Raw genomic sequence first — 15,087 nt, forward strand, 5'->3', positions numbered from 1 at the left:
TGCTCCTGAAGAATTGATAATCCGTAGTCATGCGGCGGCGCGGCGCGAGACCCCCATGCGGCAGGCAATGCTGAATGCCTGCAAGGTGGCGCTGAGGTTGGCCACGCCCTTGGTGGCAATGTCGAAGGCGGTGCCATGCGCCGGTGTTGCGATCGGAATCGGCAAGCCACCCTGCACGGTGACGCCGCGCGAGAAGCCCATCAGCTTGAGCGCGATCTGCCCCTGGTCGTGGTACATGGTGACGATGGCGTCGTAATCGCGCCGCTCGCCCTGCACCTTCAGGAAGATGGTGTCGGCCGGGAACGGACCGTTGGCATCCATGCCCAGCGCGCGGGCGCGCTCCACCGCCGGCCCGATGATGTCGATTTCCTCGCGGCCGAAGGAGCCGTTGTCGCCGTTGTGGGGATTCAGGCCGCAGACTGCGATGCGCGGCCTGGCGACGCCGCTGCGCTTCAGTTCTGTATCGATCAGGCGGATCGCTTCGATCACGCCATCGCGGGTGATCGAGCTCGCCACTTCCTTCAAGGCGATATGCGAGGTCACGCGCGAGGTCCACAGGTTGTCGAGCACGTTGAATTCGCAGAAGGCGCCGGTGTGGCCGAGCTTTTCCGCGAACCAGTGCAATTCATCGTTGTGGCCCATGCCGGCCTGGTGCAGCGAATTCTTGTTGAGCGGACCGAACAGGATCGCGTCGGTAGTACCTTCCTGAGTCAGTTCCAGCGCCACCGACAGCGTGTCCAGGCTGTAGCGGCCGCCTTTCACGGTGGCGACGCTGCGCTCGAACGCGCCGGAAGTATTGCCCCGATAGTCATAGAACAGCGGCTTGCCAGCGGAGAATTCCGGATTGGCCAGCGAGGTGATCTGCGTGTAATCGACCTTGCGGCCGGCGACGCGCATGCCTTCCTCGAACTCACCCTTGTCGGCGATCAGCAGGATATCGGCCGCCTGCATGGTGGAGGGTTCGGCCAGCAGCTTGGCGATCAGTTCGGGGCCGATGCCGGCCGGGTCGCCGAGCACGACGGCGAGACGGGGTTTGGTTGATGAACGCATGTGGATCCCTTTGGGTGGTTGAGCGGGCTGGCTGAATTCAGGTGAGCTGGCTTTGCGTGCGCTGGCGCAGCAGGCCGAAAACACGCGTCAGGAAAGGCCAGAAGGCGAGCAGCAGGGCGAGCGTGGTGAGCGTGCCGACCAGCGGGTTGGACCAGAACACCGAGAGCTTGCCGTCCGAGAACAGCATCGACTGGCGGAACGCCGCTTCGGCCTTGTCGCCGAGCACGGCGGCCAGTACCAGCGGCGCGATCGGGTAGCCGAGCTTCTTGAACAGGTAACCGAGTGCACCGAAGAACAGCATCAGGCCGACATCGAACATCGACTGATGCACCGAATAGGCACCGATGGTGCACACCATCACGATCACCGGCGCGATCACCGAGAACGGAATGCGCAGGATGGCGGCGAAGAAGGGCACGGTGGACAGCACGACGAGCAGGCTGACGACGTTGCCGACATACATGCTGGCGATCAGGCTCCAGACAAAATCCTTCTGCTCAATGAACAGCATCGGTCCCGGCTGCAGCCCCCAGATCATCAGGCCGCCGAGCATCACCGCGGCGGTCGCCGATCCGGGAATGCCGAGCGTGAGCATCGGCAGGAGCGCACTGGTGCCGGCGGCATGGTCGGCCGTTTCCGGCGCGATCACGCCTTCCATCTCGCCTTTGCCGAAGCGCTCCTTGTTCTTCGACAGCTTCTTGGCAATGCTGTAGCTCATGAAGGAGGCGGCAGTCGGGCCGCCGGGCGTAATGCCCATCCAGCAGCCGATGGCTGCGCCGCGCAGCAGCGTCAGCCAGTATCTCGGCAGGCTTGCCCAGGTCCTGAACACGACTTTCGGGTTGATGCGCGCATGCTCGCCGCGGAATACCAGACCTTCCTCTACCGTCACGAGGATTTCGCCGATGCCGAACAAGCCAATCACCGCGATCTCGAAACTGATGCCTTTCAACAGGTCCGGCAAGTCGAAGGTCAGCCGCAGATTGCCGGAGATCGTGTCCATGCCGACCGCGGCCATTGCGAAGCCGATCATCATCGCGACCACTGTTTTCAGCGGCGGCGTCTTGCCCATGCCGATGAAGCTGCAGAAGGCCAGCAGGTAGACCGCGAAGAATTCGGGCGAGCTGAACTGCAGCGCGAAGTTGGCGATATACCCGGACAGGAAAGTGATCAGCAGCACGCCCGTCAGCGCGCCGACCAGCGCCGAGGTGAATGCGGCAGTCAGTGCTTCGGCGGCGTGCCCCTTCTTGGCGAGCGGATAGCCGTCGAAGGTGGTTGCGACCGACGAGGGCTCGCCCGGGATATTGAAGAGGATGGATGTGATCGAGCCGCCGAACAGCGCGCCCCAGTACATGCAGGACAGAAGGATGATCGCCGATGTCGGGTTCATCGAAAAGGTCAGCGGCAGCAGCAAGGTCACGCCGTTAGGCGCACCCAGCCCCGGCAGTACGCCGACGAGAATCCCGAGCAGCACCCCGGCGACCATCAGCAGCAGATGGTTGGGGGTGGCGACGATCGACATGCCGTGCAGCAGAAAGTCAAATTCTTGCATGGTGATCTCTTTGTGGAAGGTGGGTTAGCCGAGCCACTCGACAAGCATTCCGGTGTGCAGCGGCAGTTCGAACCAGCGCTCGAAGATCAGATAGCTGGCGAATACCGTGCCGGCCGATACCAGTGCTATCTTGAGCAGCCCGTACCGCCGACCTTCGCCACCTTCGCCGCGGTCGTGCCCCATGAACCAGGCGATGAACAATGCCGACGCGAGATACATGCCGAGAATGCGGATCGCCACGCCGTACACGCAGATCGGAATGAAGACGGCCATCACATGACGGAACGGGCCGCGTGCAATGAAGCCGGCGGCCAGCGTCCGCCATTGCTTCAATGCGATGATGATCGTGCCGCAACTGGCGGCGAGCATGATCAGGCCGATATAGAAGGGAAAGTAACCGGATTCCGGCCCCGTCTCGTTCCAGCCGATCCCCTGCTCGTAACTGCCGGCCATGACGAGTGCGCCGATGAAGGCTGTAAACAGCGCGACCGCGATTTCGACGATCCGGTGTGCCACGACCGGTGCAGCGTCCGCGCCGCTTTCGGCAGGGCCGTGATTGAAGTCGGACATGTTGTCTCCTTATTTGGAGCGTCTAACAAAATGAGCAAACCGTCAGGTTTGCGGTCGCTGGCAAGGCGAGCCGACGCAAACGATGTGCTTGGTACGGCAAGGAGACGCAACGCCGCCAGCGGCATTTTGTTAGACGCTCTTATTGTGGACACCAGTGTGCATCCGCCATCAATAACTGTCTAATCGAGATTTTGAAATCAGTGATATCTTTCAGTTATACCTATAAAAATTCTCGGGAGGAGCGCAATGATTCCGTCCGCCAAGGCTATCCAGAACCGGCTGCGCATGCGCCAGCTTGCATTGATCGCGGCACTCAGCGAGATGCGGTCCCTGCGCAAGGTAGCGGAGCACATGCATCTTTCCCAGCCGGCGGCGACCAAGATGCTGCACGAGATCGAGGAAACCCTGGGCGTAACCCTGTTCGAGCGCCTGCCACGCGGCATGCAGCCGACGACCTATGGCGAATCGGTGATCCGCTATGCCCAGATGCTGCTGTCCGACCTCGACAATCTGCGCAAGGATCTGGTCGCGCAGGAGGAAGGCGGGGTCGGGGAAATCCGTGTCGGCAGCATCATGGCACCCGCGCCCGGCCTGCTGATGCGTGCGATCGTTGATCTGAAGGAGCGTTTTCCCCACCTGAAGATCAGCATCCACATGGATACCAGCGATGTGCTGGCCCAAATGCTGGAGCAGGGCAGGCTCGACATCGTGCTGGGGCGCATCCCTTCGCCGGAGCACAGCGGGCTGAACTTCGAAGTGCTGGATAATGAATCGCTGTCGGTCATTGCCGGCAACCAGCATCCGCTGAGTCGCACGCGGCGCGTGGCGCTGGCCGATCTCGCCTCGATGACCTGGATCCTGCAACCGCCGACCTCGCCGATGCGGCAGCTGATGGAGCGCGCCTTCCAGGATGCGGGCATGAGCACGCCGGCGCAGCTGGTCGAAACCGCATCGATCCTCGCAACCACCACGCTGCTGCAGGAAACGGACATGGTGGCGGTGGTGCCGACTTCGATCGCGCGCCATTATGCGGTGGCGGGGATGATCTGCATCCTGCCGGTACGCCTGAAGTTCCAGCTGGAGCCTTACGGCATCATCACCCGCAAGGAACGCTTTCCCGCGCCCGCAGTGAAGCTGTTCCAGGAGACGCTGCGCCGCCTGTCTCTCCCGGATCGCATGCGGCCGCTGAAGAATGCGCGCACGGGCTGAGGTGGCGCGCGCGGGAACGTCCGCTTGCCGGACGTCGCCCTTCCCCGGCGCAGCGTTTGCGGGAATGACGGCGGGCTGAGCCTGCCGTCATGGAGCCGCCAGGGGCTACGCCCCGACGCGGCCCTTCAATTCATCGTCGATGTACGCCCGCACGATGTCATCGAAATTGGTATCGCGCTGAAAGCCCATGGCGTCGGCGCGGGCAGTCTCGAAATCACCCGGCCAGGTATTCACGATGCGCACGATGGCGGGATCGGATTCCCAGCGGATGCGCCGCGCGACTTCGCTGCCGGCAACCCGTTCCAGCGCGCCGACCATGTTCTTCACGCTCGTGGACAGTCCCGGCAGGCTGAGGGCACGGCTGCTGCCGAAGGCGCTGCCGTCGACTTCATGGCCATGGATCAGATTGCCGATTGCATGGCGCGGGGAAGTCAGCCATATCACCGTTTCGGGAGCAACCGGGCACACCGTTTCGATGCCGTTTAGCGGTTCGCGGATGATGCCGCTGGCGAAGCTGGAAGCGGCCCTGTTAGGCGCGCCGGGGCGCACACAGACAGTCGGCATGCGCAAGGCGCGCCCGTCGATGTAACCCTTGCGGCTGTAATCGTTGACCAGCAGCTCGCCCATGGCCTTTTGCGCACCGTACGAGCTTTGCGGCGTCAGGATTTGGGTGTCGGTCACCCTGGCCGGGAGATTGCCGCCGAACACCGCGACTGAACTGGTGAATACCATGCGCGGCTGATTGCCGTTCCGACGCGCCCGTTCCAGGATCAGGCGGGTGGCGTCGAAGTTGATGCGCATGCCGAGGTCGAAATCCGCCTCGGCCTGGCCGCTGACGATTGCCGCGAGGTGGAAGATTGAACGGGTGTCCGGGGTGAGGTTCGCATCGACGACCTTTTCATCGGCGATATCGCCGGTCACGATCCGGATGCGCGGGTCGTCGAAGCCTGTTGCCGGTACCACGTCCAGCAGCGTGATGCGGCTGATTGCCTGCTGCCGGCCATCCGCACCGGTCAGGGTGCCGCGTTGCAGAAGCTGCCGTGCCAGGCGCGCGCCGAGCAATCCTGCACCGCCCGTAATCAATACCTGCATATTCCCTCCCTTCGCTGGATTGCCGTGCAGGCCGGCGGCTCGCTCGCCTTGCCGGCGCTGGAAAAGTTCAGTTGTAGCATAGCTTACCAACTTGTATGATGACAATACAAATTGTTAATCAGGGACATGGCAAAATTCCGCAGGCTGAATGACGTCTCATTGCCGTACTTCATGTACTGTCTGTGTCGATGCACCGGCGACCGCAAACCCCATGGTTTGCTCATTTTGCCAGGCCCTCTTGATGCCTGATTCCTGAGCGTACACGCATGAGCAACACATCTGCATTCCGGGTGGAACCATTAATGGCATCCGCCAAGATGCCGGACCGGGTTACGGCTACCTTGAGCGAATTGATCCGCAGCGGCGAATATCCGGCGAAATCACGCCTGCCTTCCGAGATGGAAATGGCCAGGCAGTTCGGCGTGAGCCGGACGGTGATCCGCGAAGCGGTATCGCGCCTGAAATCCGAAGGACTGGTGGAGTCGCGCCAGGGCAGCGGCGTGTTCGTGCGCGAGATCGGGCCCGATACGCCGTTCCGGATCGACCCCGCCGTCGTGGAATCGATCCTGTCGGTGCTGCAGGTGGTCGAGTTGCGTCGCGGCCTGGAGGCAGAAATGGCGGCGCTGGCAGCCGAACGCGCCAGCAAGGTACAGATCGCCGCCATCGGCGTGAAACTGCGTGCGATCGACCGCGCCGTCGCGGCAGGCAAGGATGGAGTCGATGCCGACATGGAATTTCACCGCAGTATTGCGCGTGCCACCGGCAATCCGCATTTCCAGGCACTGTGGGATTTCCTGAGCCAGTTCCTGAAGAAGGCGATGACGATCACGCGCGCCTGGGAAGCGACCCGGGAAGAATCGAACGAGCAGGTCCGGGACGAACACCAGGCGATCTTCGATACGATTACCCGCCGCGATCCGGAAGCGGCAAGAAGCGCAGCACGGCATCACATGGAGATGTCTGCGCGCCGGATCCGCTCGATCGATGCAGACTTTGTCAGAGCACACAAATAAGCGAAAAGAGGCGACACATGGCGCAACATAAGGCTCTCCCGCTAGGCTGCATCGCGGACGATTTCACCGGCGCCACCGACCTGGCCGGCATGCTGGTCAGGGCCGGCATGCGCACCGTGCAAATGATCGGGGTGCCGCAGGCACCGCTTCCTCCCGGCATTGATGCCGTCGTGATCGCCCTGAAGTCGCGGACCACGCCGGCGGAGGACGCGGTCGCGGAATCGCTGGCGGCGCTGCAGTGGCTGCAGCAGGCCGGATGCCGCCAGTTCTATTTCAAATACTGCTCCACCTTCGACTCCACCGACCGCGGCAATATCGGGCCGGTGACGGATGCGCTGATGACGGCGCTGGACACGCGCTTCACCATCGCCTGCCCGGCCTTCCCGGAAAACAAGCGCACGATCTTCAAGGGTCACCTGTTCGTCGGCGATGTCCTGCTGAGCGACAGCGGCATGCGCCATCATCCCCTGACACCAATGACCGACGCCAACCTGGTGCGCGTACTGCAGCGCCAGACGCGGCGCAAGGTAGGCCTGATCAGCCAGGAAGTGGTCGGTGCGGGCGCGCCGGCCATCAAGGCGCATATCGAACAGCTGCGCGGTGAAGGCGTTGAAATCGCCATCGTCGATGCGATTTCGAACGAGGACCTGATGCAGATCGGCAGCGCCTGCGCAGACATGCCGCTGGTGACCGCCGGATCCGGCCTGGCCCTCGGCCTGCCGCAGAACTTCCGTGCACAGGGCTTGCTGGGCGCGCCCTCCGCTGCCGATGTGCTGCCGGCCGTCGCCGGCCAGCGCGCAGTCATTTCCGGCAGTTGCTCGGTCGCGACCAATGCCCAGGTCGCACATGCGATCGACGCGGGAATGCCGGCATTCGCCATCGACCCGCTCAGGCTGGCCGCCGGCGAGGATATGGTGCATGCGGCACTGACATGGGCCACACCGCTGCTGGCTGCCGGCCCCGTGCTGGTCTACGCCACCGCCAATCCCGCCAGCGTCGAGGCGACACAGGCACGTATCGGGGCGGCGCGCGCCGGCGCGCTGGTCGAGCAGGCGCTCTCGGCGATTGCCAGGGGCCTGGTCGAGCGCGGCGTGCGCCAGCTGCTGGTCGCCGGCGGCGAAACCTCCGGCGCGGTCGTCACTGCGCTGAATGTGAAGGGCTTGCGCATCGGCCCGCAGATCGATCCCGGTGTGCCCTGGACCGCGAGCCTCGGCGACCAGCCTCTGGCATTGGCGCTCAAGTCGGGCAACTTCGGCGCGGTCGATTTCTTTACCAAGGCATGGAGCGTCCTGCGATGAACGAGTCGGATCTGCGCGAGGAAATCTGCCGTTGCGGCAAATCGCTCTACGACCGCGGCCTGACTGCCGGCAGCAGCGGCAACATCAGCGTGCGGCTGGACGATGGCTGGCTGCTGACGCCGACCAATGCCTGTCTCGGCCGGCTCGATCCGGCGCGCCTGTCCAAGCTGGACTGGCAAGGCAACCTGATCTCCGGCGATCCGGCTTCCAAGGAAGCCTTCCTGCATCGCGCGATGTATGAAGAACGCAGCGGCGCAGGCGCGATCGTGCACTTGCATTCGACCCATTCCGCCGCGGTGTCCTGCATGTCGGGCCTCGATCCTTGCGATTGCATTCCACCCTTGACCGCCTATTTCGTCATGAAGATTGGCAAGCTGCCGCTGATCCCGTATCACCGCCCGGGCGATCCGAAACTTGGCGATGCGATCCGTGGCCTGGCGAAGAAACACATCGCCGTGCTGCTCGCCAACCATGGCCCGGTCGTCTCGGGCACCTCGCTGGAAGCGGCCATGTATGCGACGGAAGAACTGGAAGAAACTGCCAAGCTGTTCCTGCTGCTGCGCGGGCATGATCCGCGTGCGCTGAACGAAGAACAGGTCGCCGAGCTGAAGCGGGTGTTCAAGCTCGATCACGACTGAACGTTCGACATGTGATGGAGGCGCGCTATCCCCATCCCAACCGCCCCACCTCGCCGCTTGCAGGCGGCCCGGACGGTCGCGCGCAATGCCATGCCTTGCGAAACCGCGCGTCCATCCGCATGGAAGGGGAAGGGAACTTGCTGAAAGGACGTCCGCGCCGGCAGGCAAATCTCGGAAATAAAAAAACCGCTCGCGCTTGAGTGCGAGCGGTGTAAAAAGGGAGCGCGTAAGACCAGGGGTCGGGTCGGACTACGCTGCTGCCGCTGCCAGTGCCGTATGGGCAAGCACACTGGCAGGCGGCCTTGCTGCTCCCGAGGAGGTGAAAGAGTGCTTGCCTCTTAGTTGAGCTGCTGGATGCCCGCCAGCAGCCAGCCGCCCTGACCGGATACCGGCTTCGAGAGGTTCCAGACCTCGGTGAACGGCTGCGCCGGCGCGTTTTCCTCTTCCCGGATCATGCCGCTGAACTTCACGCTGGCAAGATAATCCGTGCCGACGGTTTCGACGCCGAGCATTTCCGCGTCGAGCGAGACCACGTCGGTGTGATTGGGCGAGGCACCGCGTTCCTGCAATTGCATCTTCAGCTCGGCAAACATTTCCGGCGTGGTGAATTCACGCAGATCATTGATGTCGGCCTTGTCCCATGCCGCCTGCAGGCGGATGAAGTAGACCTTGCCGTTGCGCAAAAAGCCTGCCGTGTCAAAATCCGCCGGCACGCCGAAGGGCGCATTCACACCTGCATCGCTGCCGGGCACCGGCGCGGCGGACTGCAGGGCCGCGGGCTGCACCGACTGCAGGCGCGAACCGATTTCCGGCGTCGCGCTGGAGGATGCGCCGGCATAGGCCGGGCGCATGCCGTTACCAGCCTGCGAGCTGTCCTTCTTCTGACGCAGCATGCGGTAGATGAACATCGCCGCCAGTGCCAGCAGGCCGATCATCAGCATCGTGCTGATCATGCTTGCCAAAGCGCCGCCGATGCCGAGATGGGACAGCAGCGCGCCCAGGCCGAGACCGAGCAGGGCGCCGCCCAGGATGCCTTTCCACGGGCTGGCTGGCTTGGGCGGCACGTTTTGCGGTGTCGTCGCCGGAGCGGCCGGCTTGGCCGCCTGCTGCTGCGCCGGTGCCTGCATCTGGCGGCTGACGCCTTGCGACTGCCGGCCGAACGAACCGCCGCCGCCCATGCGCTTGGCTTCGGCTTGCGGCACCACCACAGACAGCGCGCTGATGGCGAGCATCAGTGTCAACAGAAACTTCTTCATGCATTCTCCTCAAAATGAAAGCTGCGAGGCACGCCTCCGAAACTGGAGACAAAACCTTCACATGCGCGACATCCTACCCAGTTTCCTTCCGACGAAAAAGCGAAGTTAAATTGAAAACTTCTTCGTAAAAACGGAAGTCTTTCCGGGCAGCCGCTATCTTCCAACTCGTTTGCCGACGCAGGTATGGGGATTGCTTGCCGCAAGGCGGCAATCCGAACGCGGATCTCCCCGATCTGCTCGATCTCCCCATGCTCATGTCCGTTTGCAGGTGTCATCCATGACCAGAACCAACAAGCTGCTTTTCTTCCTGCTGCCCGGCATCTTCCTGCTGGTGGCAGGCTGTTCCCGTCAGGCTCCGGAAAAGGCGGCCCCGTCCGCCACCGCCCCGGCAACGCAGGCGCCGCAGGCGAGCCAGCCTGCTCCGGGTCAGACCGTCTCCTTGCCGAATTTCGTCGGCCTCGTCAAACAGGAAGGGCCGGCGGTGGTGAATATCAGCGCCACACGCGTGGAAGAGCGCCAGGGGAATTCGCCCATCCCGAGGGGCGATCCGCTCTACGAATTCTTCCGCCGCTTCGGCGCCATTCCCGACCCGGGCGAAGCGCTGGTGGCCAGCCTGGGCTCGGGCTTCCTCATCAGCCAGGATGGCTACATCCTGACCAACGCCCATGTGATCGCGAATACCGACGAGGTGCGCGTCCGGCTGACCAACAAGCGCGACTACAAGGCCAAGGTGATCGGCGCCGATCCCTATACCGATGTGGCCCTGCTGAAGATCGATGCGACCGGCCTGCCGGTGGTGAAGATCGGCGATCCGAACAAGCTGGAGCCGGGCGAATGGGTGGCGGCCATCGGCGCGCCCTTCGGCTTCGACAACAGCGTGACGGTGGGCGTGGTCAGCGCGAAAGGACGGATGCTGCCGAGCGGCAGCTATGTGCCCTTCATCCAGACCGATGTGGCGGTCAATCCCGGCAATTCCGGCGGGCCGCTGTTCAGCACGCGCGGCGAAGTAATTGGCATCAATTCCCAGATCTACAGCCAGACCGGCGGCTACATGGGCATTTCCTTCGCGATCCCGATCGACATCGCAATGGACATTTCAAAGCAGCTGCGCGAAAGCGGCAAGGTGGTGCGCGGCTATATCGGCGTGCAGTTGCAGGAGCTGAGCTATGACATCGCCACCTCGCTCGGCCTGAAGGAAGCGCGCGGCGCGCTGGTGGCCGCGGTGCAGCGAGGCGGCCCGGCGGCCAAGGCAGGGATCGAGCCGGGCGACGTCATCCGTGGCATCGGCGGGCAGCCGGTGGAAACCCTGGCCGACCTGGCACGCGTGGTCGGCAGCACCAAGCCCGGCACGACAGTGGATGCCGAAGTGTGGCGCAAGGGCGAGAAGAGGTCGGTGAAGATGACGGTAGCGACCCTGCCTGCTTAGTTGTTCGCTTGGCCCGGCGCCCATTGCGGTCCGGCAAGCGCGAGAACTTGCAGCAACACTTCATGTCCAATCGATAACATTGCCGGCCGATCATGCTGGCCGGCTTCCTGCTTTCGCCTGATGCGCGATTGCGCATTTGAACAGGCATCACATAAAGGAAGATTCCATGTCCCGTGCCATCTGGAAGGGAGCGGTCAGCTTCGGCCTGCTGCATGCGCCGGTCGCGCTGCATCCCGCCACCCAGCAGGATGAAATCGATTTCGCCTGGCTGCAGAAGGACACGCTGCAGCCGGTCGGCTACAAGCGGGTGGTGAAGGAGACCGGCGAGGAAATCGACCGCGACGACATCATCAAGGCGGTGAAATACAAGGACAAGTATGTGGTGCTGTCCGATGAGGAAATTCGCTCGGCCAACGTCAAGTCCACCCATGAAATCGAGATCGTGGCCTTCACCGATGCCGAGGACGTGAATTTCCTGTTCTTCGAAACGCCCTACTATCTCGCGCCCACCAAGGGTGGCGAAAAGGTATATGCCCTGCTGCGCGAAGCCCTGCTCGATGCAGGGAAGATCGGCATCGCGCTGGTGGTGCTGCACCAGAAGCAGCATCTCGCCGCCCTCATTCCCACCGCACAGGCGCTGGTGCTCAACACCCTGCGCTGGGCCACCGAAGTCCGGGATACCGATGGCCTCGAGCTGCCGCCGGCAGGAATGAAGGCAGCGGCAGTGAAGAAGAAGGAACTCGAGATGGCGACCCAGCTGATCGAGAGCATGTCGGAAGACTGGGACCCGACCGACTACAAGGACAGCTTCCGCGACGACATCATGGCCCTGGTAAAAAGGAAATACGACGAAGGCCAGGCCGAGCAGATATCAGAAGTGCAATTGGAAGAGCCGGAAGAAAGCGCAAGCGAAGCCGACCTGACCGAACTGCTGCGGCAAAGCCTGCAGGGCAGAACGCACCGCCCGGCACGCAGCCGCCCCCCGAGCAGGCAAGCGCCGCCGCATCTTCAGAAGACGAGGCATCGAGCCACCAAGGCAGTTCACTAAGGCGGCCTGCTGAGCAGATATCCATCGATCGACGAGGACATGCGCCATGCAGGACAAACTTGCCAACTACCACGCCAAGCGCAATTTCCGCATCACGCCCGAGCCTCATGGCGAGCTGGCCGCGCCCGGCGAACGGCTGCGCTTCGTGGTGCAAAGGCATGACGCGCGCAAGCTACATTACGACTTCCGGCTCGAGCTCGACGGCACGCTGAAAAGCTGGGCCGTGCCGAAAGGCCCGAGCCTGGATCCGGCGGAGAAGCGGCTCGCGGTGCAGGTGGAAGATCATCCGCTCGACTACATCGATTTCGAAGGCGACATTCCCGAACACCAGTACGGCGCCGGCCATGTCGATGTCTGGGACAGCGGCTACTGGGAACCGCAGGGCGATCCGGTCGCGGGCTACAAGGCCGGCAAGCTCAAGTTCCGCCTCGACGGCGAGCGGCTGCGCGGCGGCTGGGCCCTGGTGCGCACCCGCCTGCAGGCCGGCAAGCCGCAATGGCTTCTGATCAAGGAAAAGGACGAGGAAGCGCAGGCGCACGCGGCAGATGGCGATGCCAAGCCTGACGAGGCTCCGGCAGCGCCGGCAGCAAAGCGCAAGCGCACCACCCGAAAGGCCACGTCTTCAACCGCGCAGGAACAGCACGATGCGGCCGCCCCCACCGCGCTCAAGGGCGCGCGCAAGGCGGCGCTGCCAGAGACCATGAGCGCCCAGCTCGCCACCCTGGTCGACGCGGTGCCGCAGGAAGGTGACTGGCTGTATGAAATCAAGTACGACGGCTATCGCGTGCTGGCGCGCGTGGACGGAGACGAGGTCCGCCTGTTCACCCGCGACGGCAAGGACTGGACGGCGAAGCTGCCGCGCCAGGCGGAAGCTATCCGTGCGCTCGGCCTTCAAAGCGCGTGGCTCGACGGTGAAATCGTGGTGCTCGACAAGCAGGGCATTCCTTCCTTCCAGCTGCTGCAGAACGCCTTCGATGAAAAGCGCAGCGCGCAGATCCTGTATTACCTGTTCGACCTGCCCTACCTGAACGGCTACGACTTGCGCAAGACGCCGCTCGAAGCGCGGCGCGAGCTGCTCGGGCAGATGCTGGCCGGCGCGGAACAAGCTTCGCTGCGCTTCAGCGCTGCGCTCGACAAGCCGCCGCAGCAATTGCTCGACAGCGCCTGCGAACTGTCCATGGAAGGCATCATCGGCAAGCTCGCCGGCTCGCCCTATGTCGGCAAGCGCAGCACCGACTGGATCAAGCTCAAATGCCGCAAGCGCCAGGAATTCGTAATCGCCGGCTATACCGACCCGCAGGGCGCGCGCCAGTATTTCGGCTCACTGCTGCTCGGCGTGTATGGCGACGACGGCGTGCTGCGCTATGCAGGCCGCGTCGGTACCGGCTTCGACCGAACCACGCTGCAATCCACCTACCGGCAACTGAAGGCGCTGGAACAGAAGCCGAATCCCTTCGCCAAGCTGCCCGCCGGCGTCGGCCGCGCGCATGTGCACTGGATCAGGCCGCAACTGGCGGCGGAAGTGTCGTTTGCCGAATGGACCCGTGAAGGTCTGGTGAGGCAGGCGGTGTTCCACGGACTGCGGATCGACAAGCCGGCCGCGCAGATCCGGCGCGAACAGGCGGCGAGCACGCCGGCCAAGGCAGGCAAGGCCGGCAGCACCAAGTCTCGTAACGATACAAAAGAAGCCGCGGTCGCCGGCGTCCGCATCACCCATCCGGACCGCGTGATCGATCCCCGGAGCGGATTCACCAAGCTTGAACTGGCACGCTATTATGAACAGGTGGCGCCGCGCATCCTGCCCTTCCTGCAAAACCGCCCGGTCTACCTGCTGCGCTGCCCCGAAGGCATCGAAGGTGAAAAGTTTTTCCAGAAGCACCGCGGCCGCCTGCCGATTCCCGGCGTGCGCATGTTCGACCAGTCGCTCGATCCCGAGCATGCGCCGCTGATGGCGATCGAGTCGGCGGAAGCGCTGGCCGGTGCGGTGCAAATGGGCATGATCGAATTGCATGTCTGCGGCGCCACCGCCGACCGCATCGACCGGCCCGACTGCATGGTGTTCGACCTCGACCCCGACCCGGAGCTGCCATGGCACGCGGTGACGGAAGGCGCGCATCTTGTGAAAGTACTGCTCGACGAACTCGGCTTGCAGAGCTTCCTGAAAACCAGCGGCGGCAAGGGCCTGCACCTGGTGGTGCCGCTGGCGCGCCGGCACGAATGGGAAGACGTCACCGCCTTTTCCCAGGCGGTGGCACAGCACCTGGCACGCACCCTTCCCGCGCGCTTCAGCGCGAAGATGGGCGCGCAAAACCGGGCGGGAAAAATCTTCGTCGACTACATGCGCAACCAGCGCCAGGCGAGCGCCGTCTGTCCCTACTCGGTGCGCGCCCGGCCGGGATTGCCGGTGGCCACACCGATGACGTGGGAGGAGTTACCTGAGACGAACAGCGCTGCAATGTGGACGGTGGCGACGCTGCCGATGCGGCTGGCGCAGTTGAAAGAAGATCCTTGGGAGAATTACTTCAAGCTGCGGCAGGTGCTGACTGTCGGGATGAGGAGAAAGATTGGGGTGGAGTAGGACGTGCACAAAAGACGTGACTGTCTCGGCCTGTATAAGTTACTCATTGCTCAGGTAACCAACGGCCCTTGTTCTTGATACGAGAGCGAACCGAAACGACTAAGCCAACGCAGCAGAGTGCATGGAACGCCATTATTGTCCAATACCACCAAGCGCTCTCTGAAACACTCTTAGAGATGCTGCCATGTGTAGAGGGCAGGATGGTTTCACCCGTCACCAATCCAATACATAGCAGCACTGGAGCAGTGATATATAGAGCCCATTCAAGACCAGTACGGGCGGTGAAGAAGCGCCGAAACGATGCCATATCCATATGCGAAAGTCTAATCTATTGAGAGTTCATAAATGGTTGACGCGCAC

At 63.1% G+C, this 15,087-nt stretch carries 12 protein-coding genes; 7 read left to right on the top strand and 5 right to left on the bottom strand.

Annotated elements, in window-relative coordinates; genetic code table 11:
- Positions 1–27: 27 nt before the first annotated feature.
- From HGHM_RS14735 to HGHM_RS21415, 3 genes are read right to left on the bottom strand one after another with little or no spacing between them, the layout of a single operon-like run.
- On the bottom strand, positions 28–1,050 hold the full coding sequence (locus tag HGHM_RS14735; RefSeq protein WP_026076057.1) for a 4-hydroxythreonine-4-phosphate dehydrogenase PdxA: 1,023 nt from the start codon (positions 1,048–1,050) through the stop codon (positions 28–30).
- Positions 1,051–1,087: 37 nt separating this feature from the next.
- Positions 1,088–2,599, bottom strand: coding sequence for a tripartite tricarboxylate transporter permease (locus tag HGHM_RS14740; RefSeq protein ID WP_019142317.1), 1,512 nt, complete (start codon positions 2,597–2,599; stop codon positions 1,088–1,090).
- A gap of 24 nt (positions 2,600–2,623) precedes the next feature.
- On the bottom strand, positions 2,624–3,169 hold the full coding sequence (locus tag HGHM_RS21415; RefSeq protein ID WP_019142318.1) for a tripartite tricarboxylate transporter TctB family protein: 546 nt from the start codon (positions 3,167–3,169) through the stop codon (positions 2,624–2,626).
- 246 nt (positions 3,170–3,415) lie between these two features.
- Between HGHM_RS21415 and HGHM_RS21420 the strand changes: the two genes are divergently transcribed.
- Complete coding sequence (locus HGHM_RS21420) at positions 3,416–4,378, top strand: LysR family transcriptional regulator (protein WP_019142319.1); 963 nt, start codon at positions 3,416–3,418, stop codon at positions 4,376–4,378.
- A 105-nt stretch (positions 4,379–4,483) separates the two neighbouring features.
- On the opposite strand, the gene denD is transcribed toward HGHM_RS21420, so the two are convergent.
- Positions 4,484–5,470 (bottom strand): D-erythronate dehydrogenase, encoded by a 987-nt coding sequence (denD, locus tag HGHM_RS14755; RefSeq protein ID WP_019142320.1) that lies wholly within the window; start codon positions 5,468–5,470, stop codon positions 4,484–4,486.
- 302 nt (positions 5,471–5,772) lie between these two features.
- Between denD and HGHM_RS14760 the strand changes: the two genes are divergently transcribed.
- The 3 genes from HGHM_RS14760 to otnC are packed head-to-tail and all read left to right on the top strand — an operon-like array spanning position 5,773 to position 8,419.
- On the top strand, positions 5,773–6,483 hold the full coding sequence (locus HGHM_RS14760; RefSeq protein ID WP_019142321.1) for a FadR/GntR family transcriptional regulator: 711 nt from the start codon (positions 5,773–5,775) through the stop codon (positions 6,481–6,483).
- A gap of 17 nt (positions 6,484–6,500) precedes the next feature.
- Positions 6,501–7,781: a 3-oxo-tetronate kinase gene (gene otnK, locus HGHM_RS14765; RefSeq protein WP_019142322.1), complete on the top strand. Its 1,281-nt coding sequence runs from the start codon at positions 6,501–6,503 to the stop codon at positions 7,779–7,781.
- On the top strand, positions 7,778–8,419 hold the full coding sequence (gene otnC, locus HGHM_RS14770; RefSeq protein WP_019142323.1) for a 3-oxo-tetronate 4-phosphate decarboxylase: 642 nt from the start codon (positions 7,778–7,780) through the stop codon (positions 8,417–8,419). The genes otnK and otnC overlap by 4 nt, the downstream gene beginning before the upstream one ends.
- A 338-nt stretch (positions 8,420–8,757) precedes the next feature.
- On the opposite strand, the gene HGHM_RS14775 is transcribed toward otnC, so the two are convergent.
- A complete protein-coding gene (locus HGHM_RS14775; protein WP_019142324.1) occupies positions 8,758–9,675 on the bottom strand; it encodes a Tim44 domain-containing protein in 918 nt (305 codons plus the stop codon).
- 277 nt (positions 9,676–9,952) lie between these two features.
- Between HGHM_RS14775 and HGHM_RS14780 the strand changes: the two genes are divergently transcribed.
- From HGHM_RS14780 to ligD, 3 genes are all read left to right on the top strand, one after another.
- Positions 9,953–11,101, top strand: coding sequence for a Do family serine endopeptidase (locus HGHM_RS14780; RefSeq protein ID WP_019142325.1), 1,149 nt, complete (start codon positions 9,953–9,955; stop codon positions 11,099–11,101).
- 166 nt (positions 11,102–11,267) lie between these two features.
- Complete coding sequence (ku, locus tag HGHM_RS21425) at positions 11,268–12,149, top strand: non-homologous end joining protein Ku (RefSeq protein WP_051155299.1); 882 nt, start codon at positions 11,268–11,270, stop codon at positions 12,147–12,149.
- A 46-nt stretch (positions 12,150–12,195) separates the two neighbouring features.
- Positions 12,196–14,727, top strand: a complete 2,532-nt coding sequence (ligD, locus tag HGHM_RS14795) for a DNA ligase D (protein WP_019142326.1) — start codon at positions 12,196–12,198, stop codon at positions 14,725–14,727.
- Positions 14,728–15,087: the final 360 nt, after the last annotated feature.

Source organism: Noviherbaspirillum massiliense JC206, assembly GCF_000312045.1.
GTDB lineage: Bacteria > Pseudomonadota > Gammaproteobacteria > Burkholderiales > Burkholderiaceae_D > Noviherbaspirillum > Noviherbaspirillum massiliense.

Coding starts and splice junctions, on each gene's coding strand:
- HGHM_RS14735 (WP_026076057.1), bottom strand. CDS start 1,050: ATGCGTTCATCAACCAAACCCCGTCTCGCCGTCGTGCTCGGCGACCCG.
- HGHM_RS14740 (WP_019142317.1), bottom strand. CDS start 2,599: ATGCAAGAATTTGACTTTCTGCTGCACGGCATGTCGATCGTCGCCACC.
- HGHM_RS21415 (WP_019142318.1), bottom strand. CDS start 3,169: ATGTCCGACTTCAATCACGGCCCTGCCGAAAGCGGCGCGGACGCTGCA.
- HGHM_RS21420 (WP_019142319.1), top strand. CDS start 3,416: ATGATTCCGTCCGCCAAGGCTATCCAGAACCGGCTGCGCATGCGCCAG.
- denD (WP_019142320.1), bottom strand. CDS start 5,470: ATGCAGGTATTGATTACGGGCGGTGCAGGATTGCTCGGCGCGCGCCTG.
- HGHM_RS14760 (WP_019142321.1), top strand. CDS start 5,773: ATGGCATCCGCCAAGATGCCGGACCGGGTTACGGCTACCTTGAGCGAA.
- otnK (WP_019142322.1), top strand. CDS start 6,501: ATGGCGCAACATAAGGCTCTCCCGCTAGGCTGCATCGCGGACGATTTC.
- otnC (WP_019142323.1), top strand. CDS start 7,778: ATGAACGAGTCGGATCTGCGCGAGGAAATCTGCCGTTGCGGCAAATCG.
- HGHM_RS14775 (WP_019142324.1), bottom strand. CDS start 9,675: ATGAAGAAGTTTCTGTTGACACTGATGCTCGCCATCAGCGCGCTGTCT.
- HGHM_RS14780 (WP_019142325.1), top strand. CDS start 9,953: ATGACCAGAACCAACAAGCTGCTTTTCTTCCTGCTGCCCGGCATCTTC.
- ku (WP_051155299.1), top strand. CDS start 11,268: ATGTCCCGTGCCATCTGGAAGGGAGCGGTCAGCTTCGGCCTGCTGCAT.
- ligD (WP_019142326.1), top strand. CDS start 12,196: ATGCAGGACAAACTTGCCAACTACCACGCCAAGCGCAATTTCCGCATC.